15 protein-coding genes are annotated in these 25590 nt (G+C 65.0%); 6 read left to right on the top strand and 9 right to left on the bottom strand.

Translation table 11 applies throughout. The annotated features are described in order from the left end of the window. Positions 1-94 precede the first annotated feature (94 nt). A complete protein-coding gene (locus A9975_RS14685; protein WP_183033414.1) occupies positions 95-3937 on the bottom strand; it encodes a response regulator in 3843 nt (1280 codons plus the stop codon). Beyond that, on the bottom strand, positions 3934-5100 hold the full coding sequence (locus tag A9975_RS14690; protein WP_150990417.1) for a two-component system response regulator: 1167 nt from the start codon (positions 5098-5100) through the stop codon (positions 3934-3936). Before A9975_RS14690 ends, A9975_RS14685 begins: the two co-directional genes overlap by 4 nt. A 654-nt stretch (positions 5101-5754) precedes the next feature. Here A9975_RS14690 and A9975_RS14695 point away from each other — a divergent pair. Further along, positions 5755-6174 (top strand): hypothetical protein, encoded by a 420-nt coding sequence (locus A9975_RS14695; RefSeq protein ID WP_183033415.1) that lies wholly within the window; start codon positions 5755-5757, stop codon positions 6172-6174. 177 nt (positions 6175-6351) lie between these two features. On the opposite strand, the gene A9975_RS14700 is transcribed toward A9975_RS14695, so the two are convergent. The 4 genes from A9975_RS14700 to A9975_RS14715 all read right to left on the bottom strand — a co-directional run bounded on the left by A9975_RS14700 (position 6352) and on the right by A9975_RS14715 (position 14332). Then, positions 6352-9549 (bottom strand): response regulator, encoded by a 3198-nt coding sequence (locus A9975_RS14700; RefSeq protein ID WP_183033416.1) that lies wholly within the window; start codon positions 9547-9549, stop codon positions 6352-6354. Between the two features lie 125 nt (positions 9550-9674). Continuing rightward, a complete protein-coding gene (locus A9975_RS38550) occupies positions 9675-10259 on the bottom strand; it encodes a response regulator transcription factor (RefSeq protein ID WP_370564654.1) in 585 nt (194 codons plus the stop codon). Between the two features lie 451 nt (positions 10260-10710). Further along, the gene (locus A9975_RS14710; RefSeq protein WP_183033418.1) at positions 10711-12348 is read right to left on the bottom strand and encodes a methyl-accepting chemotaxis protein; all 1638 of its coding nucleotides are present in this window, start codon (positions 12346-12348) and stop codon (positions 10711-10713) included. A gap of 370 nt (positions 12349-12718) precedes the next feature. Next, complete coding sequence (locus A9975_RS14715; RefSeq protein ID WP_183033419.1) at positions 12719-14332, bottom strand: EAL domain-containing protein; 1614 nt, start codon at positions 14330-14332, stop codon at positions 12719-12721. Between the two features lie 462 nt (positions 14333-14794). Here A9975_RS14715 and A9975_RS14720 point away from each other — a divergent pair, with 462 nt between their 5' ends. The 4 genes from A9975_RS14720 (at position 14795) to A9975_RS14735 (ending at position 19498) form a co-directional block, all read left to right on the top strand. Further along, positions 14795-15298 carry a tetratricopeptide repeat protein gene (locus A9975_RS14720; RefSeq protein ID WP_183033420.1) on the top strand — a complete coding sequence of 168 codons (504 nt, stop codon included), beginning with the start codon at positions 14795-14797 and terminating at the stop codon, positions 15296-15298. Positions 15299-15313: 15 nt separating this feature from the next. Then, positions 15314-15634: a tetratricopeptide repeat protein gene (locus A9975_RS14725; protein ID WP_255503221.1), complete on the top strand. Its 321-nt coding sequence runs from the start codon at positions 15314-15316 to the stop codon at positions 15632-15634. A gap of 782 nt (positions 15635-16416) precedes the next feature. Beyond that, on the top strand, positions 16417-17460 hold the full coding sequence (locus A9975_RS14730; protein WP_183033422.1) for a transporter: 1044 nt from the start codon (positions 16417-16419) through the stop codon (positions 17458-17460). A 49-nt stretch (positions 17461-17509) separates the two neighbouring features. Continuing rightward, positions 17510-19498, top strand: coding sequence for an alkyl/aryl-sulfatase (locus A9975_RS14735; protein ID WP_183033423.1), 1989 nt, complete (start codon positions 17510-17512; stop codon positions 19496-19498). 23 nt (positions 19499-19521) lie between these two features. Here A9975_RS14735 and A9975_RS14740 read toward each other — a convergent pair whose 3' ends face one another. The 3 genes from A9975_RS14740 to A9975_RS14750 are packed head-to-tail and all read right to left on the bottom strand — an operon-like array spanning position 19522 to position 23931. Further along, positions 19522-21123 (bottom strand): hypothetical protein, encoded by a 1602-nt coding sequence (locus A9975_RS14740; RefSeq protein WP_183033424.1) that lies wholly within the window; start codon positions 21121-21123, stop codon positions 19522-19524. After that, on the bottom strand, positions 21101-22378 hold the full coding sequence (locus A9975_RS14745) for a RimK family alpha-L-glutamate ligase (RefSeq protein ID WP_183033425.1): 1278 nt from the start codon (positions 22376-22378) through the stop codon (positions 21101-21103). Before A9975_RS14745 ends, A9975_RS14740 begins: the two co-directional genes overlap by 23 nt. Continuing rightward, complete coding sequence (locus A9975_RS14750) at positions 22375-23931, bottom strand: pyridoxal-dependent decarboxylase (protein WP_255503222.1); 1557 nt, start codon at positions 23929-23931, stop codon at positions 22375-22377. Before A9975_RS14750 ends, A9975_RS14745 begins: the two co-directional genes overlap by 4 nt. 280 nt (positions 23932-24211) lie before the next feature. Here A9975_RS14750 and A9975_RS14755 point away from each other — a divergent pair. After that, the coding region (locus A9975_RS14755) for an MFS transporter (RefSeq protein WP_183033426.1) at positions 24212-25590 on the top strand (1379 nt) is incomplete at its 3' end.

Raw genomic sequence — 25590 nt, forward strand, 5'->3', positions numbered from 1 at the left:
AGAACTCCGTTTCTTGCGATCGAAACGCCTCACGGCGTGCACCGCCACAGGTACCCGAAGCGATTCTCGCTAGCCGGGGATGCCGAGGCCGTCCCTAGGGCGCGACGCCGCTATCCAGCGTGGCCAGCGCCGCCACGTAGTCGTAGCGCTCGACCTGTGCCTGCAGGCGCTGGCAGCCATCGGCGGACAGCAGGCGGGTAAAGACGTCGCGGTAGCGGGCAAAGGTGTTGTTGGCCGCGCTGTCGCCCTCTTCCAGCTGTTCGCGCAGGAGCTGGAGCACGGCCTCCTGCGTGGCATCGGGATCCGCCGGGGGGCCGGACGTATCCGGCGCGCCATCATCCTGCGCTGCGGGCCCGGTTGGCAGGTGCGTGCGCAAGGTCGCCAGCAATGGCAGGAAGGTAGTGCGCAAGGCTGCCAGCAGCGTGACGGGGTCGGGTCGCCCGGGCGCGTGTGGAAGTTGCAGGCTCGCCTCCAGCGTAGCCGCTGCGCTCGAGATCGACATGGCACCGAGATTGGCGGCCAGGCCCTTGAGCGAGTGCGCGAGCGATAACGCGCCGTCGCGGTCGCCGCGGGCCAGCCGCTCGCCGATCCGATCCGGCATGTCGGCGTAACCGCTGGCAAAGCGTTCCAGCAACTGCCGGTAGACCTCCGCGCGGCCGCTGACGCGGCCCAGGCCGCCGCCGACGTCAAGATGCGCAGAGCTTGCCAGCGCGTCCACCCAGGCCGGCCGGGACCCGGCTGACGGGGCCGCGTCGTCGCCGCCCGGCACCGCCAGCCACTGGCGCAGCATGGCATAGAAGGCCGGCGGACTGATCGGCTTGGCAATATGGTCGTTCATGCCGGCCGCCAGGCAGCGCGCCCGGTCTTCCGGCAACGCGTTAGCCGTCATCGCCACCACCGGCAGGCTTGCGAACTTCTCCTGCTCGCGGATGTGCCGGGTGGCTTCGAACCCGTCCATCACGGGCATCTGCACGTCCATCAGGACCAGGTCGTAAGCGCCGGCCTGGAGCAGGTGCAACGCCACGGCACCGTTCTCGGCCGTATCGGGGTAGATGCCCGCGGCCTGCAGCAAGTGGACCGCGACCTCGCGGTTGATGTCGTTGTCTTCTACCAGCAGCACGCGCGCGCTCGGCAACTCCGGCATGGCGTCGAGCGCCGCTGAATGCGGCTCTGCCGCCTCCGGTGGCGCGTCATTGTCCGGGGACAGCGTGCGCACCGTCGCCTCCAGCAGCAGCGATGCGCTCACCGGCTTGATCAACGTCGCGTCAAAGCCCGATCGCTCGCCCTCGCGCAACACCTCCTCGCGGCCATGGGCGGTAATCATGACGCGGCGCGGGCGCGGGTGGCGCAGGCGCATGGCGTCGATATGGCGAGCGGTATCGATGCCGTCAAGGCCAGGCATCTTCCAGTCGATGAACACGGCCTGGTAGGGATCGGCGGCTTCGTCGGCCTGGGCGATCCTTGCCAGCGCGGCCCGGCCGGAACCCGCCTCGTCCACGCGGAAGCCAAAGTTGCGCAGCATGGCAATGATGACCTGGCGGGCGTAGTCGTGATCGTCCGCCACCAGCAGGCGGCAGCCCGCCAGCTGTGGCGCGACCATGGCGCTGGCAGGCCGCTTCTTGCCCGCCAGCAGGTCCAGCTCGAACCAGAAGTTGCTGCCCTTGCCCGGCGTGCTTTCGACCCCGAGGGTGCCGCCCATCAACTCCACCAAACGGCGGCAGATGGCCAGGCCCAGGCCGCTGCCGCCGTAGCGCCGGGTCGTCGAGGCGTCGGCCTGCTCGAAACTCTGGAACAGGCGCGCGCAGATCGCGGGGTCGATGCCGATGCCGGTGTCGCGCACCTCGAAGCGCAGGCGGATGCGGGGCTGGCATTGCCCGTCGCCGTGGCGCTCGACGCGTATGACGATTTCACCCTGGTGCGTGAACTTCACCGCGTTGTTGGCAAAGTTGATCAGGATCTGGCGCAGGCGCAGCGGATCGCCGCGCAGCGAGTCCGGCACGTCCGGGGCGACTTCGACGATCAGCTCGAGGTGCTTGGCAACGGCCCGCTCGGCCACCAGGTCGCTCACCGTGCGCAGCATCCGCTCCAGCGAAAAATCGATCCGTTCGATCTCCAGCTTGCCGGCCTCGATCTTCGACAGGTCCAGGATGTCATCGATGATCTCGAGCAGATGCTGGCCGGAATGCTGGATCTTTTCCAGGTAGCCGCGCTGCTTGTCGTCGAGCCGCGTGCGCAGCGCCAGATGCGCCATGCCGATCACCGCATTCATCGGGGTACGGATCTCGTGGCTCATATTGGCCAGGAAGCTGGCCTTGGCATGCGCGGCGCTCTCCGCGGCCTGCTTGGCCACGACCAGCTCGGCATTGGTCTCGGCAAGCTCGCGCGTACGTTCCTCGACGCGGCGCTCCAGCGTCTGGGACAACGCGGTCAGGCGGTGGTTGGCCTCGACCCGCTCCGTGATATCGATGCCCACCGCGCCGACCCCCACCACCTCATGGGTAGCCGGGTTGCGCACCGGGAAGCGCGTCACCTGGAGATGGCGCTCGCCATGGGGCGTCTCCATCGCGTAGACGTGCTCCTCGGCCTTGCCCGAGGACATCACGCGCGCCTCCATGTCCCAGCGTGCCCGCGCGACATCCGGGTTGGCGCCGAAATCCCAGTCGGACCTGCCCAGGACTTCGCCCTCGCTCGCGCCGAGCAGCGCCAGCATGGCCGGGTTGAGGGCCAGCATGGCGTGATCGCGGTCCTTGAGCGACATGATGGCGGGCGAGTGCTCGAGCATCGCGCGCATCCTTTCCTGGCTTTCCGCCAGGCGCCTGCCGTCGCGCCGCGCGATCCACGTGGCGGTGCCGATCAACAGCAGGATGATGGCCGTCAGCGCCGCCAGAACGTCACGGGTAAACAGGTACGGGGCGAACGCTTCGCCCATGTCCTGCTCCACGATCAAGCCCATCTCCAGGCCGGGGACCCAGATGCCTGCGCCCGCGGCCCGCTGGCCACGGTAGTCGGCATAGTCGTAGGCAAGCACGGAGGCATGGTCGCGCAGCAAGCGCTCGGCAACCAGGGTCAGCGGGCCGCCCGGCTGGGCGCTGCCCCCGTCCTTGCCGCTTTGGCCAGGGACCCGGGCCCATACATTGAGCATGGACGCGGTGCCCGGCGCCAGCCGGCCCTTGGCCTCCAGCTCCGGGCCGAAGCGGCTGGGAGACACCAGCCGGCCCCGGGCGTCGATGGCGTAGAGCTCACCGGTGCGGCCGAACTGGCCGGCCGCGATGATCGGCAGCATCACGGCACCGGGATCCAGCCGCAGGCATAGCACGCCAATGGCGCGTCCCGCGTCCAGCAGCCGGGCGCACACCACCTGGAACGGCAGGTCCACCAGCGTGCCCCACGGGTCCCGGGTTCGCTCCGGGGCAGGATAAGGCGGCGAGGCCGCGCTGCCCTCTTGCAGCGCCCGCCGGGCCGTCTGGGCAGGTTCCGGCAAGAGCAGGCGGCCGGCGCGCCCTGGCAGCTCCGACGCCACGATCTTGAGGTCCGGCGTAGCCAGGACATAACCGAGGTAGCCGCTGCTCTGGAAGACCGGGGTCACCCAGCGTTCGAACCTGGCCACCGCCTCGCCATCCGGCAACGGCTGGCCTGGCGCCAAGAGCAGCGGGCGCGCGAGGCTGAGCGCTTCCGGCAGGCGCGCGATCCGCTCGACCCGCCGCTGTTGCTCGCCACTCCAGAGCCCCAGCAGCCGCGCGTACGTCGCCAGCATCGACTCCACCCGCGCGCCCAGGTTGGCCCGGTCGTTCTCGTACACCAGCTGGGCGGCGCCGCCGGCCAGCAGGCAGACTCCCACCACCAGCAGCACGGGATAGACATAGCGCCGGAGACCGGCGCGCGTGGCCACCCGCCCGCGCCAGGCGGCCAGCAATCCAGAGGCGGATGCGGTCATCATGCTTGCGGCGTGGTGGCGGGATAGCCGTTGGCGGCCAGCAATGCCGCCTCGCGCGCATGGTCCGCGTCGGTGTCCGCGTAGCGCTGCGAAATGGCCAGGAACTCAGGCGCGATGGCCAGGAACGCGTCCACCATGTCCGGATCGAAATGGCTGCCGCGCCCTTCACCGATCATCCTTACCGCCTGCTCGTGCGGGAATGCGGGCTTGTAGACGCGCCGGCTGATAAGCGCATCGTAGACATCGGCGATCGCCATCAGGCGCGCGGAGACAGGAATCGCATCGCCCGACAACCCGTCGGGGTAGCCGCTGCCGTTCCATTTCTCCTGGTGATAGTGCGCAATCTCGCGGGCGTAGCGCAGGAAGGAGTTCGGGGTGCCGCACTGAGCCTCGGCATGCGCAATGGCATCACGCCCCAGCGTGGTGTGGGTCTTCATGACCTCGAACTCTTCGGCGGTCAGCTTGCCGGGCTTGAGCAGGATGCGATCGGGGATGCCGACCTTGCCGATGTCATGCAGCGGGGCCGACTTGAACAACAACTCGATGGTCTCGTCGTTGAGCTCGTCGCAAAAGCGAGGATGGTGGCGCAGCGCCTGCGCCAGGCGGCGCACGTAGTGCTGGGTGCGCCTGAGGTGGTTGCCGGTCTCGTTGTCGCGTGTCTCCGCCAGGGATGCCATGGCCATGATGGTGACGTCCTGGATCACGGAGATCTCCCGCAGCCGCCGCTGCACCTCCTGCTCCAGGTAGGCCGACTTGTCCCGGAGAAAATCCCTGGCGTTCTTGAGGGTGAGATGGGTGGCGATGCGCGCGTGCATCACCAACGGGCTGAGCGGCTTCATGATGTAGTCCACCGCGCCCACCTGGAACCCGCGCGTCTCGTCGTGCTCGCCGGTACGGGACGTCAGGAAGATCACCGGCACGTCCATGGTGGCCGGGTTCGCCTTGAGCTGCCGGCACGCTTCGTAGCCGTCCATGTCCGGCATCATCACGTCAAGCAAGATCAGGCTTGGCGGCGCTGCCGTGGCGATGCGCACCGCCGCGCTGCCCGAGGTCGCCACCTTCACCCGATAGCGATCCTGAAGCAACGCGGCCATCATCGCGATGTTTTCTGGAAGATCATCCACCACAAGAATCGTGGGCTGGGCGTCGGAATTATCAGAGCGCATGGGGAGATTCAGGTCGGGATACTTGCCGGGCAGGCAAGATGACGGCGTTTCCGGCGCGCTTCGAAAGACTTACCGTCATATTGCGTTGACATAGCGGATTACTCGCACCGGTTCGCTTATCGCCCGGGCCAGGCCACAGATTGCACGGGACGCAACAACCCCAGGCGCGTCCCGGCCCCTGTCTTGCCATAACGGCCATCTTGCGCAGCAATTCAGCCCCCCCTTGCGGAGGGGATCAAGTATTGGCATCCGCTGCCGTTAACCACGCTCCCGGCGGGCGCAGGCAAAAAAAAAGCCCACCGAAGTGGGCCTTCCCAAGAGAAACGGACATCGGTCGCATGGCATTGACACTGACACCCCCGCAATCGATTCAATGCACGCCGACTACGTCAGAAGACGTGTCCGCATTGCCGGCACCGCCACACGCCACACCGGCATGTTGCCCGACCAACAGCGAGTCCATGCAGGCATCAAGGCCCGTCTTTCGCTGAATCGAAGCAACGGCCGCATTGTCATTGGTTCGCGCTGGATCCGAAAGAGTAAAAATACTCTCCCCCTCCCCCATTTTTCCCCTGGTAACGGATGCGGATACGGGGTGTGCGGACTGAGTAATTCCACTCTTTCGCGGCGGCCATCGCCAAGCCATCATGAGGCATGGAATCTCATCAGCTAACTGTTCGCCACACCTTGCGCATCGACCAGTGGATGACGGCGGTGGGCAACGGCGAAACCTCACTGGCGTATGACGACTGGCTAAGCTGCGTGCTCAATGCGCTCGCGCCCGGACTGCCGGAGCACGCGATAACGATCGTGACCCGGGAAGGCAAGAACGAGTTCCGGCTCCAGCATCGCGCGCGCTATGAGGTACGGCATCCGAGGATCGGCATCCGGCGCTTCGTGTGCGCCGTCGACAGCGATGCGACGTTGATCGCCTTCGAGAATACGATCTCCGGTGTCCGCTACCCATGGGTGACGATCGACGGCGCATTCACCCAGGCTGAACTGTGGTCACTCAGGTTGCTGTGCGCCGGACTCGACCTGTGCGCTGCCCCGGTCGGTGTGGAGAGCCGCTGACACGTTGGCGGTTCCGGGGAACGATGTCATGGCCGGCCCCCTTTTTTCCGGTCCAGAGCGTGCTTTGCGCGTGAGGCTTACCAGCATGGCCGATTTTTGCAGGGAAACAGCACTCCCCGTGTCCCCACCTGCAGATGAAGTGCCAGATTCACGCGCCGGGCTGGCTCTGGACTCTTTTTATACCGCGCCCACGGCGCACGCCGAGCGCAGGTTGGCGATCAGCGCCGGAAAGTCCCGGGCCAGCGTGGCGAGCGCCACGGCATCCGCCCGGTCAACCTGCAAGCCACGGTCCAGCACCGAACATGCCTGCGCGAGCTCGGCCGCCCCAAGCATGCCGAGCACGGCCTTCATGCCATGGACATGTAGGCTTGCCTGGCCAAAGTCGCCGGCCCCGATGGCCTCATGGATCTGCGTGACCACGTCCGCGCGTTCGGCGCAGACGCGCCTGGCCAGATTGATGTAAAGATCCTCGCGACCGAACAAGAGCTTGATCCCCGCAGCGGCATCCAGGCCCGGTACGCCCTTCAGGGCCTGTGTCACCGCCGACGCCTGTGGCCGCGCCCGCGCCGACACCGCCATCGCCGCACCTGCCGCACCTGCCGGGCCGCGAGCCGTGCCCGATGGCACGGCGATGGGCGGTAGCCATGCCGCAATGGTGCGGAACATCGCCTGTGCGTCAATTGGCTTTGAAATGTGATCGTTCATCCCGCCCTTGATGCAGCGGACGCGGTCCGCCGACATCACGTCTGCCGTCAGCGCCAGCACCGGCAGGGCATGAAGACCCAGGCCGTGGCGAATCGCGCCGGTGGTTTCTATACCGTCCATGCCCGGCATATGGATGTCCATCAGCACAATATCGAATACCTGTTCCTTGAGCGCCACCAGCGCCCGCTGGCCGTCGCCGGCAACGTGCACGTCCATGCCCACCAGTTCGAGAAGATCGCGCGCGACCTCCTGATTGATCGGATTGTCCTCGACCAGCAAGACCTTGCGCCCGTGCAGTGCCTGCCACGCCGGCCCGGCGAGCGAGCGGCAATCCGATGGCGCCATCGCCGAATGCGAAAGCCCGGAGCCCGGAGCGGCCGCCCGGTCTGCGCCCGCAATCTCCAGCGACACCTCGAACGAGAAGATGCTTCCGACACCAGCCTGGCTGCGCGCCAGGACGCGCCCGCCCATGAGTTCCGCCAGCTTCTTGCTGATCACAAGCCCTAGCCCCGTGCCTTCAAAGCGGCGGTTCATCGCGCTGTCCAATTGCTGGAACGGCGTGAAAAGCGCCGGCAACGCTTCCGGTGCAATGCCTACGCCCGTGTCCTCGACCTCGAAGCACAAGCCGATATGGCTGTCGCGCACGAGCGTCTCCCTGACCCGCAGGCAGACCTCGCCGCGATCCGTGAACTTCAGCGCATTGCTCAGGAAATTGATCAGGATCTGCCCGACACGCAGCGGATCGCCGACCAGCCGAAGCGGAATCGCCGGGGACGTGAAGATGGACATCGTGATGCCTTTCGCTTCCGCCGTTTCCCAGAACAGGCCAGTCACGCGGTCCAGTAGTTCCGACAGGTAGAACTCGCGCGCGTCGATGGTCAGCTTTTCCGCCTCGATCTTGGAGAAATCCAGGATATCGTTGACGATTCCCAGCAAGTGCCCGGCGGACGCGCCGATGCGCACCAGATAGCGATCCAGCTTGTCCGCGCGCTCGCGGTTCAGCGCCAGATGCGACATGCCGATGATGGCATTCAGCGGCGTCCTGATCTCGTGGCTCATGTTGGCCAGGAACTTCGCCTTGACGCGTGCAGCCGATTCGGCCGCCTCGCGGGCCGCCGTCAGTTGCAGCGTTCGCTCTTCGACGCGTGCTTCCAGCGTGTTGGTCAGCACCTCCAGGGCCTGTCGGGTGCGCTCCTGCTCGGTGATATCTGCGACCACCGTACCGACGCCGATGATGCCCGCATCGTCCGGCCCCCGCACCGGGAACTTGACCACGCGGAAGATGCGCTCTTCGCCGTCCCGCGGGCTGGTCGTATGCACCTGGTTTTGGGTTAGTCCGCTGGCCAGTACCAGCTCGTGCATAGCGCGGCTGATCTGTGCGATGCGCCGATTCGGGATGATGTCCCAGACGCGGCATCCCACGGCAACGCCTGGCGCCACCCCGAGGCCTTCCTCATAAGCGCGATTGGCCATGATGCCCACGCCCTCGGGGCTCATGTAGGCCAGCCCGGTCGGCGCGTTCTCGCGGAATGCGCGCATGCGCGCCTCGTTCTCGCGCACGCCGCGGCGCACGCGCCACTGGAATGCCGCCAGCGCAAGGATCAGCCCGATCGCGATCGCGGCCAGGCTCGCGATCGCCGTGCGGACCAGGAAGTACGACTGATAGGCTTCGTCAACCTGCAGCTCGACGACCAGCCCCATGTCCTGGTCAGCCAGCCATCGGGCGGCCCCAATGACCTTGTGTCCGTCATGACCGTCATAGCCTTCGGCGTCCACCGCCTCCTTGCCTTTATCCATCAGCAGTTGCAGGGCAAGTGTCGTCGGGGCATCGCCAGTGCGGCCCCGTTCCGGCGGATTGGCGGCACGCCGATTGCCGGGCACGCCTTCCCACGCCGCCCCGGAGACGTCCTGGCGCGTATGACCGGGCGCAAGATCGTGCTCCGAGGCGCGGGTCGGGGAGATAATGCGCGCGGCGGAATCGATCACGTAAGCCTCGCCCGTTTCGCCGATCCGGCCCGCCTTGAGAATCTTGAACAACCTCACGTAGGGATTGACACGCAGGCACAGGAAGCCCGCGATCCGTCCATCCGCATCGATGCGCGCGCACGCAAGCTGATAGAACATCCCGGCCGGCTGCTCGACGCCCTGTACCATGAGCGGCAGCGTCGAGACAGTAGGCCGCGAGATGGCAAATCCAAGCGCCTGCGCCCCCCGCAGGGTGCGTATGGTCTGCTCGGTCAGGTCCGAAAAGTTGACATAGCGCGGGCTGCTCGCCGCAAGAACGGTATGGTCCGGCCGGATCAGGGCATAGCCGTCGAAGCCCCGGCTCCTGTAGATCGGCAGGATCCACTGATCGAATTCAGTCAGCAAATCGGCCCGGCCGGGATCGGCCAGGATACGTTTCACCAGCTTTATCAGGGCAGGGTTCTCGGCAATGCTCCCGACTCGCCCCGCCGAATCCTCGCCCATCGTCCGGTTCAGGTCCGATATCGCCTCCAGCACGGCTTTCAGGCGGCTTTCGGCACTCCGATGAAATTGCCTTTCAAGGCCCCGGAGCACCTCGTGGCTCAAGACCAGCAGCAAGACCACGGCGACCGCCGTCATGATGAGATTCTGGCGGACCTCTCTCCCGCCTGTCCCTCGCAGACTCCTGAAGTAACGCTTGATCATGATTTCCTGCGACGAGTCGCGAAGCATAAAGCCGGGGCAGCGTTCCTGCCCCGTGCCGGCAGCCGACGGGCCATTGATTCCTGGCTTTCGCGACGTCTATTTCATTGGCGGCCGGACAGGATGGGTCAGTCGAGAAGCAGCGTTGTCAATTCAATCGCGGACTTGACCTGCAGTTTCTCCATCAAGTGCGCCCGGTGATTTTCCACGGTGCGCACGCTGATTCCCAGTTCCGTGGCAATCGCTTTGCTGGTCTTGCCGGTCGTGACATGCCAGGCGACTAGCCGCTCCTTCGGGGTCAGGAGTGCAAGCCGCGTGCTTTTGTCGGCCGAGGCCCGCCTCTGCTCGAGCATCTGCCGGCTGCGTTCCAGCGCGCCCCGCACCTTCTGCACCAGCATGGCGCCATCGACGGGCTTCTCCAGAAAATCGAGCGCGCCCGCCTTGATCGCCTTGACCACCGAAGGGACCTCGGAGTATGCGGAAACAAAGATGGTAGGGGGAAGAACGCCCTTGCCGGCCAACTGGCTCTGCACCTGCAGGCCGCACATCCCCGGCATGCGCAGATCGCAGACCAGGCATTCAACCGGCGCCGGCCGGTACGATTCGACAAAATCGCGAGCGGAAACAAATGTCCTGATATCCGTGCCAAGGCCACGAAGCAACTCATGGTGTGTCCAGAGCACAATGTCATCGTCATCGACTAGATAAATCACGGGTCGTTCAACTGCCACAGCTCTACATCTCCAATTCCTGGCTTCCTACGACCGGATGTCGGCCTGCCGGCACGTTCACATACTGTGCGATGCGGCCAATCTGGCCAATGGAGCACCTGAGAAGCTCCGCATCCACCGGCACAGTAAGCCACCATAGTGGCGAAGTTGAAATTGGGTAATCCCCGGAGTAGCAGGAAAATGAAGTAACCGAAAATATCTCAATTGCGGCACTTTTATTTATTAAGAAGAAACTTAATAGCGCAATGTCTCCCGGCGTACGGCGAAATGGAATGTGCTGCTTTGGCCTCCGACCTATGAGGAGCCGGAATTTCGATTAAATTCAATGACGGTGGGCCAGGATAAAAATCATGTTCTTCAATGTGCCAGCGACACCCGGGATGACTCCGGGGCGCTGGCCCACGCCAACCTCACCGGGAACGCAAACGCGCGATCAGGCCACTGCGGCGGAGCGCCGGAGGCGTGCTTCCCGGTCACTCGCCGGTGCATGCGGCCGCCCAGCGCCGCCAGCGCCCGGCAGGCGGAAGAACGCCACCACCTCATTGAGTTCCTGGCCCTGTTCCTGCAGCGCGCGCGACGCGCTGGCGGCCTGCTCCACCATGGCAGCGTTCTGCTGGGTCACCTGGTCCATCTGCGAGATCGCCTGGTTCACCTGCTCGATGCCGCGGCTTTGTTCCATCGACGCGCTGGCAATGTCTTCCACGATGCTGCTCACGCGCGCGACCGCCTTGGTCACCGAGCTCATGGTCTGCCCGGCTTCGCCCGCCAGCGTGGAACCGTCCTGGATCTGCTTGAGCGAGCCCGCGATCAGTTCCTTGATCTCCTTGGCGGCGCTTGACGAGCGCTGCGCGAGGCTGCGCACCTCGCTGGCCACCACGGCGAAGCCGCGGCCTTGCTCACCGGCGCGGGCAGCTTCCACCGCGGCGTTGAGCGCGAGGATATTGGTCTGGAAGGCGATGCCTTCGATCATGCCGGTGATGTCGGCAATCTTGGTGGAGCTGGCGCTGATGCCTTGCATCGTATCGACCACGCGGCCAACCGCCGTGCTGCCGCTCTGCGCGATGTCGGCAGCCTCCCGGGCCAGTTCGTTGGCTTGCCGGGCGTTCTCGCTGCTCAGGCGTACCGTGGTGGTCAGCTCTTCCATGCTAGCGGCGGTTTCCTCGAGCGATGCCGCTTGCTCTTCGGTGCGCTGGCTCAGGTCCGCATTGCCCGCGGCGATCTCCGTCGACGCCCCGGCGATGCTCGCGCTGCTCTGGCGCACGCGGGAAACGATCTCCGTCAGGCGCTCGTTCATGTCACGCAGGGCCGCCAGCAGGCGTCCGGTCTCGTCCCGCGCCACCACCGCAATCCGGCTGCCCAGATCGCCGCGCGCTACGGTTTGCGCCACGTCCACGGCCGTTTGCATGGGCCGGGTGATGGAGCGCGTGATCAGCAGGCCGCCCACCGCGGCAAGCACCACGGCGGCAATGGACATGACGATCAGCAGGTTGCGCTGTGCGGCGTACTCTTCCTCCAGCATGCGCACCGTATCGACCTGGCGGCCTTTGGTGAACTCGGTATAGGCGTCGGTCGCCTTGACCAGCGCCCCCAGCAAGGGGCGGCATTCGTTGTTCATCTTGACAATGGCCTCATCGCGCTTGGCGGCGAGCGCGAGGTCGACGATGGCGGTGGCCACGGGACCATAGCGCGATTCCACGCGATCGATCTCGCGCACCAGGTTGCGCGCGGTGTCACTGGCATCGCTGTTGCCTGACACCATGTCCTTGAGCTTTGCCAGTTGCGCCTGCACATCGTCATGCGCGCGCAATGCGGCTGCCTTCTCCAGGGCCAGGTCCTCGGGGCTGGTGACCAGAACCAGGTTGCGCGCCGCGATGGCGCGCCGGTCGACGGCGGTCCTCACCTGCGCGGCAACTTCGGCGCGCGCGTTGATGCCACGCAGGTAGCGGGAGAAACCGTCCGTGGTCTGGCTCAGCGCGCGTAGCGACAAAGCGGAAATGGATAGCGCGATGAGGGCTAGCAGGCTAAAGCTCAGCACGAGCTTGCCCTTGATGGTCGGGAGTTTGAAATTCACGATTTGATCCCCTTGTCCCGTTGGGACGTTAGCGCTGCGGAATGGTCCATGAGTCATGGTTTGAATCGCCAATGCGAACCGTTACGCTGCAATCCCGCTCCCGCTTTTTCTATTTGTGATGTTCTGGGCGATCGTCTTCGCGTCGCGCCGTCTTGTTATGGCCTAAACAGCACAATTCCAAATGCATATGGAACCGCGCTGCAGCATGGCTAACGGCAAAAAATCGGAAGATATCCCCCCTCCTGGAGAGGGGGCAGGTTTTATGGAATTCGGCGCAAGTAGCGCCGGGGCCGCTTTGTGTTGCACAAGCGGGCACTGCGTTCCCGCCAGGCAGGCGGCGTGGTGTCACCCACTGGTCGAATCCGCGGGCTCAAGCCGGCAATGAGTCCGGCATGGTCTCCTGGGCGGCCTCGGTGACACCGGGACGGTTGTGGCGCCACGCCGCCCACTCCTCCACCCCCAACGGCGCAGCGAACAGATAGCCTTGCGCCCAATGCACGCCGTGCTGGCGCAGGTAGGCGGCCTGCACCTCGTTCTCGATCCCCTCGGCTGTCAGCTCCAGACGCAGCCGCTGGCCCAGGCTGATGATGGTGTCGAGCACCACGGCGTTGACGGAGTCCGTGCCGATACCCATGACGAACGAGCGATCGATCTTGAGGAAATCGGCATGGAGCTGTTCAAGGTAGGACAGCGAACTCTGCCCCGTGCCGAAGTCGTCGAGCGCCCAGAGCACGCCCTGCGCGCGCAGGTCCGCGATGTTGCGTTGCACCTGCTCGTCGTTCGGCAGCGCTTCGCGCTCGGTCACCTCCAGGACCAGCAGCGGCCCGTCGGGGCCGAGCTTACCCAGCAGCCGCTGCACATCATCGACGAATCCGGGCGTTGCCAGGTGGGAGGCGCTGACATTGACACCGATATGGTCACGCGGCCCCAGCCCCAAGCGTGGCAAGTCGGCGGCCACCAGATCAAAGATATGGCGAGTCAGGTCGCCGATGACGCCATTGTCTTCCGCCAGCGGGATGAAGATGTCCGGCCGGATATGGCCCCGGCCGGGCCGGTGCCAGCGGACCAGGGCCTCGAGCCCGCTGCACTCCCCCGTGGCCAACCGGATGACCGGCTGGTAGACCATGTGGAACTCGCGCTGGCGCATGCCTCGGTAGATCTCGTTGACCAGCGACAAGCGCCGCCTGCAGAACAGATGTGCCAGGTATCCCGAAAGCAGCGCCGCCATTACCAGGAACGGCGCGTAGTGACGCCACAGTTCATGGCGGTAAGCAGTGATCAGCGCCGGTGCGACCGCGACGCGCACCTCGATGGGAAAGGCGGCGGACTTGGCCAGTTGCATGCTGTTCCGGTAGCGCGGGCCGGTTGGCGTCGCCAACGGCGCACCGGTCGGCAGCTGGCGCAGCGAGTCGCTGAGCAGGATCTGGACCTGGAACTGGCCGCTGTACGAGGCGGCCGCCTGAATGTCCAGCAGGTACTGCCCGTCGATCACGGCCAGCACGCCCGAGCCGTTGCCGATGCCTCGCGAGACGATGACCGCGGGCCGGTCCGGGACCAGGGAGGTACCTGAGCTGGGGGTGATCAGCAGCCCCGGTGGCAAGCTGGTCATCGCATCGAATGCCAGGGTGAGCGGGATGTCGTTGACCTTGCCCAGGACCGGTGAGCAGTAGAGCTTCTCTTGATGGACCAGGATGAGCGAGCGGAAATACGGACTCAGGGTGCTGGTCCGCGTGAGTTCGCCGATCACCTCCTCGCATGGCTTGCCGAGCAGCGCCATGGACTTGTCGACATTGGCGGTGACTACGCCGAGGATGTTGTCCATCTGCTTCTGGATTGCCACCGCCGTGACCAACGCTTCGCCGTCGGCGCGTTGCCTTCCCTGCAGGAATACCAGCGGCACCATGACGAGTGCGGGGATCAGCATGGCTGCCAGCACGATTGCCAGGTGCCAGTATTGCTCACGCCGAGGCTTGATGATCTGCACGTTCGATGCTCCTGCGCGTGACGTGCCCGCGCTACGGTGTGATTGATGTGTACTCGTCCAGGCCCGCCAGGAGTCCGGGCCCCACCCTCAGCACTGCCGACCGCTGCAATCCAGGTCAGCTTCCCGGTGATCTTGTCTTTGTCTTGCGAGTGTTCCCTTCGCCTTGCTGCATCCTGGCGGGGCCCTCACTTTTAGTACAAGCCCTAAATTCAGAAGATGGATCTTACAATAAGGCATCGCTTAGGCGGCGAATTCCATCATCACCGTAACCTCTCTCGCATTGATCCAATTAGCCGGCGCGACATCCATCGAGGATGGCATCGATATGCGCCATATGATCCGGGATTTGGCGATTCCGCTCGAAGGGATCGGTTGCGCCCGACGCTTGCATTTTAGGACTTGTCCTATTCTCTTGACGGCACGCCACCAGTAAGCTGGCGCCCTGTCCTACCGAGAAGCGAAATGAAGCACAACGAAACGCGCCGTACCTTGACGCTCGGACTCGCCGCGATTTCCATGGCCGCGGGCAGCGCCTGGGCTGGCGAGGCCCAGGACCTGTACGCGGCGATGATCAGTGGCAAGTGCGAGCCCGCCGCCACCACCTTGCAAGCGCGCGCCAAAGCTGGCGTGGCCGCGGCCCAGGGCCATCTGGGCATTGCCTATGTCCGCGGCGCCTGCGTCAAGGAGGACATGCAGGCGGGCGCGGCTTGGCTGCGCAAGGCCGCCGAGCAGGGCGACGCGGATTCGCGTAATGAGCTTGGTAGTCTCTACTCGACGGGCAATGGCGTGCCCAAGGACTACGCGCAGGCGAGGCGCTGGTTCCGCCTGGCGGCCGAGCAAGGGTACGGGCCGGCCCAGTACAACCTGGCGCTCCAGTACCACTTCGGAGAAGGCGGGCCGGTGGATGACCGCGAGGCGGTCATTTGGCTGCGCAAGGCGGCCGTGCAGGGCCTTGCGGACGCGTAGGCGAACCTGGGCGGCATGTTGATCAAAGGCGAAGGCATGGTCCTGAGCAACAAGCGCGAAGGCGTGCATTGGCTGCGCAAGTCCGCCATGCAAGGCCACCCCACCGGTCAGAATAACCTGGCGGCGGCCTACGAGAATGGCTTGGGCGTGGCGCGCAACATGGTGCTGGCCTATGCCTGGGTGCTGCTGTCGACCCGCGAGGCCGAGCCCGGTTCGGAGGACATGAAGCTGCGCACCGCAATGGCCGCGGAATTGACCGCCAAACAGCGGGCCGCGTCCGAGCGGCTGGCGCGCGAGTGGAGGGTGGGACAAGACCTCACGACGACGATGCCATGAGCGGAGGATGAGCCGTGGCAGACCATCGACCATCGTCGAATGGTTTCTGCATCAACGTCTTGGCAAGTTCAACGGGTTCGCCCCCGAGGCCCGCCTGCGGCGCCGGCTCGCTCGCACCGCTGATATCCGTTCAATCGCGTTGATGAACGGCCGCCCTGGGCCATAGCCGACCGGCTTTTGGCACCTGTAACTCTTACCCACGAAAATGTACCTGCTTCCGCTATCGCTATCCCTGATTGCACTCAGTTCCGGCTGCGCTTTGACGCCCGAATCCATGATCCGGTCTCAGCTTGACGAGGCGGTGGCAAGAGCGGAGAGCATGGCAGTCACTGACTCCGGAGACAGGAGTGACTGCAAAGCGTCCCCCAAGACCTGGCGTGCGCCAATCCACTCGCTAACGCAGGATATCCGCGTACGGAGATGCGAGACCGTCTACTACTATTTCGCCACCTACGCGCAATTTGTGGGAGACGCCTACCCAATCGCCTTTGCGCCGAGCATCGCTTTCGTTGGGTACGAGGATCTTCTCACGGGCAAAAAGAGAATGGCCGACTAGCCATGCGCCGACGCCCGTAGGGCATCGCTTTAATGCCGCTCTTCCGCGCTTCAAGCTCGTAGTCATTTATCCAAGCTCGCCGTCACACACTGCAGCGGGAACGTGTCCCGTAGCGAAAAGTGTAATGGCCGCCCATCACTCGTGCCCATCACTCACGCCTGAATCAGCCGGTCATCCATCGATGATCACTTATTGCGTTTCACTTCGCATCAGATTGGGAGCATTCATGCGAAAAAGCATTACCCCGGCCGGCCGTTCCGTGCGCCGCGTGCTGGCAAAACGAGCAATGACACGCAACAAGAACGTAACGAGAGCACGCACTTCGCGCAGGCCTGCATGGCATGGCTATCTTGACACCGCACGGTTGGCCCCATCGGCCGCGGCGTTGTTGTTTGGCCTGCTGCCTGGCATTGCCGCTGCCGATGGTGCACGGGACTGGATGAATCTCCCCATCGACACGAATCTGGTCTATCTCTACTACAACCATGTTCAGTCCAACACGCAACTGGACACGACCCTTCCCGTGCAGGGGGTCAACGCCACCATGAACATGGCGTTGGTCCGTTATGCGTATTCCTTTCCGGTGGCAGGCAAGACCGGTGGCATCCAGTTCCTGCTGCCCTACAGCTGGGCGACAGCCAATATCGATAGTTCAATTGCCCCGCTGGCGTCGCGGGAGTTCAGCAAGAACGGCGCGGGTGACCTGACCGTTGTGCTCGCAGCCAACCTGTTTGGCGCGCCGGCACTGACTCGGGAGGCATTTGCAAAAGCCACACCGCAGACGCTGCTTACCTCAGCCGTCTTCCTTACCGTTCCCATCGGGCAGTATGACCGGAACAAGCCGGTCAACTTCGGTGGAAACCGTTGGGTGGTCAAGCCACAGCTTGCATTCAACCACCCTTTTGGCAAGTCGATGCTGTCCGTCAATGGCAATGTCTCGTTCTACACCGAGAACGGCGATTACTACCAACCGGATGGTCACGGAAAGCTTCAGCAAGCACCGCTGGGAACGCTGGAAGCGCACTACAGCTACAGCTTCAACCGCGCGCTGTGGGCAGCGGTAGACGTGGTCTATAGCAACGGCGGACAGACCAGAATCAACGGCGTCAAGCAAGACAATGCACAGGACACGCTCAAGCTTGGCGTCAGCGGGAGTTTCAATTTCACCCCCACCGATGCCGTGGCGGCGTCCTTCCTCAAGACCGTCAGCACGCCGGCAGGGGCCGCAAATGTGAAGGTCTTTTCCATCAACTACAACCACGCGTGGTAGTCGTCGACAGCCTTGCTGTGAATACCCATAACAAGAAGAAGCGATAAACATGAAGAACAGACTTGGTCCCCGGCGACGCCTGCTAGCAATGGCATTCGCCCTGGCGAGCACCCCGGCACTCCTTTACGCGCAATCCGCCCCGGCGCCTGGCAAACCTGCCACGGACCGGACCCGGCAAGCCAACGCCGCGGTGCTCAAGGAACTTCCGTTCAACGACCGGGCCGACTTCGAATCGGCCCAACGCGGGTTTATTGGCACCACACCAGACCTTGTCATTCGGGCGGGGAATGGCAAGCACGCTGCCTGGAACTTGCCGGCATACGATTTCCTCAAGGCTGAGACGGCGCCCGACACCATCAATCCCAGCCTGTACCGTATGGCGCAGCTCAATATGTTCAACGGGCTGTTCGCTGTTGTCGACCGCGTCTATCAGGTACGCGGCTTCGATCTGTCAAACATGACGATTATCGAAGGCGACACCGGACTGATCCTGATCGATCCGTTAATCAGCAAGGAAACCGCGAAAGCCGCGCTTGACCTGTACTACCAGCACCGGCCGCACAAGCCGGTCGTGGCAGTGCTCTACACCCACAGCCACGTGGATCACTATGGCGGCGTCAAAGGCGTCGTGAACGAGGCGGATGTCAAGGCTGGCAAGGTAAAGATCCTGGCGCCCGAGGGCTTCCTGGAAGAAGCGGTCAGCGAGAATATCTACGCCGGTACCGCCATGAGCCGCAGGGCCACGTATATGTATGGGTCGCTACTGCCGCGCGGGCCGCAAGGCCAGGTCGATGGTGGACTCGGCAAGAGTACCTCGCTTGGCGAGGTCACCTTGATCGCCCCCACCGATTCGGTGAAAAAGACTGGCGAGATCCGCACGATTGACGGCGTGCAGATGGAGTTCCTGATGGCGCCCAATACCGAAGCGCCCGCGGAAATGCTGATCTGGCTGCCTCAGTTCCAGGTGCTCAACATGGCCGAAGATGCCACGCACACGCTCCACAACCTCTATACGCTGCGCGGCGCCCAGGTGCGCGACGCCAGGGAATGGTGGAAGACCGTCAACGAAGCGGCCAATCGCTATGGCGTGCGCGCCAAGGCCGTGATCGCCCAACACCATTGGCCGACCTGGGGCGACGCCATCATGCCGTTCCTGGAGAACCAGCGAGACATGTTCAAGTACCTTCACGACCAGACGCTGAATCTTGCCAACCAGGGCTACACGTCGGTAGAGATCGCTGAGATGCTGAAACTCCCCGACAGCATTGGCAAGCAATGGTACAACCGGGACTACTATGGCACAGTCAATCACAACGCCAAGGCGGTCTACCAGCGTTACCTCGGCTGGTATGACTCCAACCCAGCAAACCTGTACAAGCTGCCGCCCACCGAGGCTGCCGTGCGCTACGTGGCGTTCATGGGCGGCGCGAAGAACGTCATCGACAAGGCCCGGCAATCGTTCAAGGAAGGCGACTACCGCTGGGTGGCGGAAGTGATGAACCACGTTGTCTTTGCCGATCCGGATAACCAGGCGGCGCGCGAACTGGGCGCCGATGCGCTGGAGCAACTCGCCTACCAGAGCGAGAGTCCCACATGGCGTAACGAATTCCTGATGGGCGCCCTGGAATTGCGGCACGGCACCGTCAAGCTACCGGGCGCCGGCGTGGTCTCGGCGGATACGGTGAACGCGATGACCGCCGACATGATCCTGGACTACGCCGGCATCCGCCTGAACGGGAAGAAGGCAGCCGGGAAGACGCTCAACGTCAACTGGATCAATCCGCAGACCAACGAGCAGTACGCGATCGAGCTGCGCAATTCGGTCCTGATCTATACCGTCGGGAAACAGCTCCCCAAGGCGGATGTCACGATCACAACCAACAAGCTCGGCCTGGCCAGCGTGCTGGGCGGGGCTACCACACTGAGCAAACTGTCGCAGGCGGGAGGGGCGAAGGTGGAAGGCGCTGGCGAGAAATTCGACGAACTCGCAGGCATGCTCGACACATTCAAGCCTGACTTCAATATCGTGACGCCGTAGTCCGCGAGGAAACGCAAGTGTATTTATGAAAAGGCGGTATCCAGCACCGGCGCAACGCCAACGTCGCGCGTGGGGGTGTGCACCAGCGCGGAAACCATATCCAGGCATGCCAGGGCCTGGCCGATGAGGTGCCGCTCCTGATCCAGGTCTCGCGCTGCCTGGACTACCAGCCTGGCGCTCATGCACAGCCGCAAGGCGCTGACCGGGACACCTGCCCTGTGGCCGCTGTCCACAGGCTGGCCAAGCTGGTAGGCCACGCCGGCGTCGGCGCTCCCCGGCGCCTGGACCCGGCGAAAGATGGCGGCCGTCTCCTCCCGGCTGAGCGCGGTCCTGCCGCCCCCCGGCTGGCAACGGTACAGCAGGAAGGGGTGAATGGTCTGGATCTCGTCCCAGTGGGATGGCGTGTTCAGCGCGGCGCGGTTCAGCGCCGGCACAGCCAGCGCGGCAAAGGCGGGATCGCTGCCCAGCCTTTGCTGGATGGCACTGCCAAAGCGCCGCAGGATGCCAGCGGCTTGCCCGGCCGGCACAGCGAGGAATTCGCGCAGCTCGCGAATCGCAGCCTGCCAGCGCAGCAGCAAGCCAAAGTTCGCATAACTGCCGAGCGCCTGCGCGCTTGCCCAGCCTTGCGGCCATTCCTCGCGCGCGGAATACAGGCGCAGCTCCGCCGGAACGCCGCGCTCGCGCAGTATCTTGCCAATCGCCGCTGGCAGCAGCAGGGCGCCAGAAAACGAAGGCCCGGTCACAAACTTGGAGCCGGTCAGCGCCACCATGCAGCCGTTGCGCAGGTAGGCCTGGAGCGTACCCGGCTCAATGCGGAACTGGCAGGCGTCGACCAGGACCTGCACCGCCGAGGGCCAGCGGCGATGCAGCGCCGTCACGCACGCAATGCTCGGCGCAATGCATCCGGTCTTGGAGACGTCGATCAGCACCAGCAGCACCTGGCGCCCGTCTTGCACAGCCTGGCTGACGAGCGCATCGATTTGCGCGTCGACCACGCTCGCATCCCGCAAGCTGCCGTCCGCGTTGCGGATCGGCACGTCGAGGATGTCGCTGGCGCAGGCCTGGCTCAAGGACTCGCCCGGAATGGTGGTACGGCCCAGTGCGTTATACGTGCTGAAGTGGCGCCCGGTGAGCGCGGCGGCCACGCCGCTGCCGCTCTCGGCCTCGCCGGCCATGATCACCAGCGGCCGGCCCCGGACGCTCGGATTGCTCGCATTGCCCGCGTTGCCCGCATCGCTGCCGGCCCCATCGGCCGCCACCCGCGCGGCAACGCGCGCCGCGAGCAGGTGCACATCGGTGCCCGAAGCCGAGAAGACAAGCCCGGTGCCAAGCGCATCGCCAATGCCGCACAGCGCCAGCAACTCGCCGCGCAGCCGGTCCAGCTCGCGGCGATACAGCTCGGCCGCGCTTTGGTGCGGCAGCGCCGCGGCAAGCCGGTTGCGCAGCGCGTCCACCTCGGCGAACGCGGCAGGAGAAATCCCCGACGACGTGGAGGAGCCAAAGGGAACCAGCCCCGTCGAGGCGAGCGGCTGGCAACCGTACTTGTTACGGCCGGTCGCCGGATCCAGCGCGATGCGGTGGTCCCCGCCGCTGACCAGCAGGTCAGCCGTCGATGGCAGCGGCATCGTGCGCGTCCAAGCGGTCGGCATGGGCCTGGCTGGCATTGATCAGCATGGTCCGGAACGCCGCGAAGATCTTGTGCATCTGCGGCTGCTTGTACGGGAAGAGGTCAACCGGATCGATATCGTGCACCACCATTGCCGTATCGGCTTCGAACACCAGCAGCTCCCCCTGCGGCGTCTCGGCGCAATCCAGGCCCACGTAGTCCAGGCCCAGCCGCTCCTGGATCAGAGCGAGGGCATCCTTGTGGCGCAGCGCGAAGGTGTCGTCGAAATCGCGCATGATGGCCGCTTCTTCATCCCGCTTGGCCGCGCTCTGCGCCATGCCGGCATTGAGATAGTGGATCATCCAGTGCTCGGAGATACCGACGTGGCACACGTATGCGTGCCCTTCGATCAGCACCAGCCGGTACTTGCGGAACTGGCCATCATCGTTCCGGTAATCAATGAAGTAAGAGACATAGAAAGCCGGCTCGTCCGTCTGCGCCAGGTAGCCGGCGAGTTCGGCCGCGTCGCCGATCTTCTCCAGGCCCTTGCCGGCATGCGAGCCAAGCGGCCTGACGATGATCGGGAAAGCGCCCTCGCCCAGCACCGACGAGATCGCCGCCTGCCCGCCGGCGACGCCGGCCAGTACCTGGCGATCCACCCGCAGCGTCGGCGGCATGCACACGCCCGGCGCGCAGGCCAGCAAGGATGCCGCCCGGTCCCGCGAGAGCTGTTGCACGCGATCCGGCTGGTTCAGCACCGGGCGCGGCCAGATTGCCGCGAGCGCGCGCAAGTGCTCCAGCACGGGCTGGGTACGGTCGGATTCGCCCACCGCGATGAACAGCACGTCGTGCTCCGGCACGGCCTGCGGCAGCGGGTTTTCCGGCGTGACGTAGAGCGCATCGAGCGCCACGTCGGAGTTGCCCAGCAAGCACTCCAGCGGCGTGTTGGCCATCAGGTCGCCCGACACCATGATGGCCAGCACGCGCAGGCGGGCTTCGCCATCGCGCAAGGTCGGCAAGTGATAGAGCTGGCGCGCCTGCAGCGCCTCGGCCTGCATGGTCATGGCCAGCGCGTGATCGCCGATGAGCTGCAGGACCAGCGAGAGATCCATCAACGCATTGGCATCGTCCGGCCGCGACTGCAGGTGGTTGATCAGCTCGGCGCCGAGCGGGCGCAGGTCCTCGTTCTGATGGGCCGCCCGCAGCAGGTGGCGCAGGCCGATCAGGGTGTCAGGGGCCGGCTTCATGTTGGCGGGATCAAGGATTGCGTTCATTGTGATAGGCCGCTGGCTTCGGGAACGGGTACGGGTTCGGGTACGGGTGATATGGCGCTCAGCGACCGGCCAAGCGCCAGAGTGGCGTTCAGCAGGACATCGATATCCTGCGGCGCGCTGCGATGATTGAAGAGCGCAACCCGGATCGCGAAGCGAGCGTCGAGCACGGTCGACGAAGGCGCGGCGAGGCCGGATTCCTGCAGGGCGACAACAAGATCGCGGTTGACCTGTTCGATGGCGCCGTTCGCATCGGCATCAACTTGGGCATTGGCATTGGCGCCGATAAAGCGGAAGCAAACGATGTTGAGCGATACCGGCGCCAGCAGCTCAAGCTCCGGCTCGGACTCGATGCGCCGCGCGAGTTCCTGCGCCAGGGTGCAGGTGTGGGCGATCATGCCGCCCAGCCGCTCGGTGCCGTACACCTTGATCGTGAACCAGGTCTTCAGCGCGCGAAAGCCGCGCGACAGGTCCGGCCCGAAATCGCAGGGCCAGGGGGAGCCGGCCGCCATGCCGCGCTCGCCGCGGCTCAGGTACGTGCCCTCGTGCGTGGCAAAGGTGCGCAAGTGCAATTGCCGGTCGCGGACCACAAAGAAGCCGGCGTCATAGGGGACCTGCAGCCATTTGTGAAAATCGAAGGCGATCGAATCCGCTTGCTCGATGCCGCGCAGGCGCGGCGCCAGTTGGGGGCACAGCATGGCCAGGGCGCCAAAGGCACCGTCGACGTGAAAATGCAGTTGCTCCCGGCGGGCAATGCGCGCGATCTCGGCAAGGTCGTCGATGGCGCCCGTATCCACGGTGCCGGCGGTACCCACCACGAGAAACGGCTGGAAGCCGGCAGCGCGGTCGACAGCGATGGCGGCGGCAAGGCACGCCATATCCATGCGCCCCATCTCGTCAACGGGAATCGAGCGCAGATTGTCTTTGCCGAGGCCGGCCAGGTCCATGCCTTGGGCGATGCAGCCATGCGCCCGGGTGGAGGTGTAGGCCGTCAGGCGCCGCGAAGCCTGCGCCATGCCGGTTGACCGCACCCCCGACCCGAGCGCCCGCGTCCGGGCGACCAGCACGCCGGACAGGTTGGCCATGGAGGAGCCGGTCAGGAACAGGCCGCTGGCATCCTCGGGAAAGCCGAACAGCTCGATCACCCAGCGCAGCACCTGCCACTCCACCTCCACCGGGATATGGTCGCGCCCACCCAGGTTGGCATTGAGCCCGGCCGCCAGCATTTCCGCCAGCATCCCGACCGGCGTGCCGCCGCCGTGCACCCAGCCCATGAAGCCGGGATGCGCATTGCCCACGGCAAACGGCAGGATGCTGTCCATGAAGGTCTCATGCACCTGGTCCAGCCCGCTGCCCTCGCGGGGCAGCGGCTCGCGGAAGCTTGCGCGCACCGCGTCGGGAATCGGCTGCCAGACCGGGCGGGCGCGGATGCCCTGGAGGTGGTCCAGCATATCGTCGAGCATGCTGTGCCCCTGCGCCCTCAGCGCGCTCCAGTCGACGGGATCGAGACTGGTGGGGACTGGCTGCCAGCTGCCCTGGGTGGTTGGTGTTGACATGGCTAATGGCGGTCCGGAAAACGCTGCGTCCCCATGGGAGGTGCTGTTCGCGACCTGGTTTCCGGGACATCGTGCCGGGGATCATAGCGCTGGGCCAGCCGGGCATTTGGTGGAGTACGGCGGGTTTTCCGCCCTATTTCTCTGCGACCGAAAAACAACACTGCCGGCGCTGCCTTACCACATTCCGATCATTTGCAAGCGCCGCTCCGCGAGACGATAATTGTGTCGTCAAGCATCTCAAGCATCGCTCGCGCCACTTCTTCAGCCGCCGCCCTCCCTCATGCAGCCACACCAAGGCCTACCCTATCCCCAACGCTCCTGGGCCATCCTCACCGTGTTTTGCGGCCTGATCATGGCTGTGCTCGATGGCTCGATCGCCAACATCGCACTGCCCTCGATCTCGCGCGAGCTGGCGGCCGACCCATCCAGCACCATCTGGGTGGTCAACGCCTACCAGCTCACCGTCACGGTGTGCCTGCTGCCACTGTCTTCGCTGGGCGACATCCTTGGCTACAAGCGCGTGTACCGCGGCGGCCTGGCGATTTTCCTGGCGGGCTCGCTGTTGTGCGCGCTGTCGCCCAACCTCCCGGTGCTGGTGGCCGCGCGGGTGCTGCAGGGCATCGGCGGCGCCGGCATCATGAGCGTGAACACGGCGCTGGTGCGCTTTATCTATCCGCCCACCAAGCTGGGCCGGGGCATCGGGCTGAACGCGCTGGTGGTGGGCATCACCATTGCCGTGGGCCCCTCGGTGGGCGCGCTGATCCTGTCGGTAGCGAGCTGGCCGTGGCTGTTCGCCATCAACGTGCCGGTGGCTATTTTCGCGCTGGCGCTGGCCCGCACCGCACTGCCGGCGACGCCGCCCCAGCCGCGCAGCTTCGACTATCGCAGCGCGCTGCTCTCGGCCGTGGTCTTTGCCTTGTTCATCCTCGGCGTGGACGGCGCAGGCCACGCGCAATGGCGCCCCGCCGCCGCCGCGGGCCTGGTGGTGGCAGCGTTGCTGGGATGGTGGCTGGTACGCATGCAGCGCGGCAAGCATGCGCCGCTGGTGCCGGTGGACCTGTTCGCCAGCCGCGCCTTCACGCTGGCGGTGGGCACGTCCTTCTGCTCCTTCATGGCCCAGATGCTGGCCTTCGTGGCGCTGCCCTTCTACCTCGAATACCAGCTTGGCCGCACGCTGCACGAGACCGGGCTGCTGATCACGCCGTGGCCGCTGATGGTGGCCATCATGGCGCCAATCTCGGGACGCCTGTCCGATCGCTATCCCGCCAGCATCCTGGCCGGCATCGGGCTGGCCTTGCTCGGGACCGGGCTGATCGGCCTGGCGACGCTCGGGCCGGAAGCCTCCAGCTTTGCCGTGTGCTGGCGCATGGCCATGTGCGGATTGGGATTCGGCTTATTCCAGTCGCCGAACAACCGCGCGATGATTGGCGCTACGCCGCCGGCGCGCAGTGGCGGCGCTAGCGGGGCACAAGCGACAACGCGGCTGCTGGGGCAGACTACCGGGACGGCTGTTGTGGCGTTGTTGTTTAGTGTTGATGCCAGCGGAGCGGCTCGGGTGGCGCTTTTTGTTGCCGCGGGGGTGGCTGTTGTGGGGGCCTTGGTTAGTTTTAGCCGGTTGCGGAGTGGAAGTGGGAGTGGACCTGCGGTGCGGGTGGGGGT

Source organism: Cupriavidus sp. UME77 (assembly GCF_014170355.1).
Lineage (GTDB): Bacteria > Pseudomonadota > Gammaproteobacteria > Burkholderiales > Burkholderiaceae > Cupriavidus > Cupriavidus basilensis.

Bases quoted from the DNA above. Each gene is read 5' to 3' on its own strand.
- A9975_RS14685 (WP_183033414.1), bottom strand. From the start codon at position 3,937: ATGATGACCGCATCCGCCTCTGGATTGCTGGCCGCCTGGCGCGGGCGG.
- A9975_RS14690 (WP_150990417.1), bottom strand. From the start codon at position 5,100: ATGCGCTCTGATAATTCCGACGCCCAGCCCACGATTCTTGTGGTGGAT.
- A9975_RS14695 (WP_183033415.1), top strand. From the start codon at position 5,755: ATGGAATCTCATCAGCTAACTGTTCGCCACACCTTGCGCATCGACCAG.
- A9975_RS14700 (WP_183033416.1), bottom strand. From the start codon at position 9,549: ATGATCAAGCGTTACTTCAGGAGTCTGCGAGGGACAGGCGGGAGAGAG.
- A9975_RS14720 (WP_183033420.1), top strand. From the start codon at position 14,795: ATGAAGCACAACGAAACGCGCCGTACCTTGACGCTCGGACTCGCCGCG.
- A9975_RS14725 (WP_255503221.1), top strand. From the start codon at position 15,314: ATGTTGATCAAAGGCGAAGGCATGGTCCTGAGCAACAAGCGCGAAGGC.
- A9975_RS14730 (WP_183033422.1), top strand. From the start codon at position 16,417: ATGCGAAAAAGCATTACCCCGGCCGGCCGTTCCGTGCGCCGCGTGCTG.
- A9975_RS14735 (WP_183033423.1), top strand. From the start codon at position 17,510: ATGAAGAACAGACTTGGTCCCCGGCGACGCCTGCTAGCAATGGCATTC.
- A9975_RS14740 (WP_183033424.1), bottom strand. From the start codon at position 21,123: ATGCCGCTGCCATCGACGGCTGACCTGCTGGTCAGCGGCGGGGACCAC.
- A9975_RS14745 (WP_183033425.1), bottom strand. From the start codon at position 22,378: ATGAACGCAATCCTTGATCCCGCCAACATGAAGCCGGCCCCTGACACC.
- A9975_RS14750 (WP_255503222.1), bottom strand. From the start codon at position 23,931: ATGTCAACACCAACCACCCAGGGCAGCTGGCAGCCAGTCCCCACCAGT.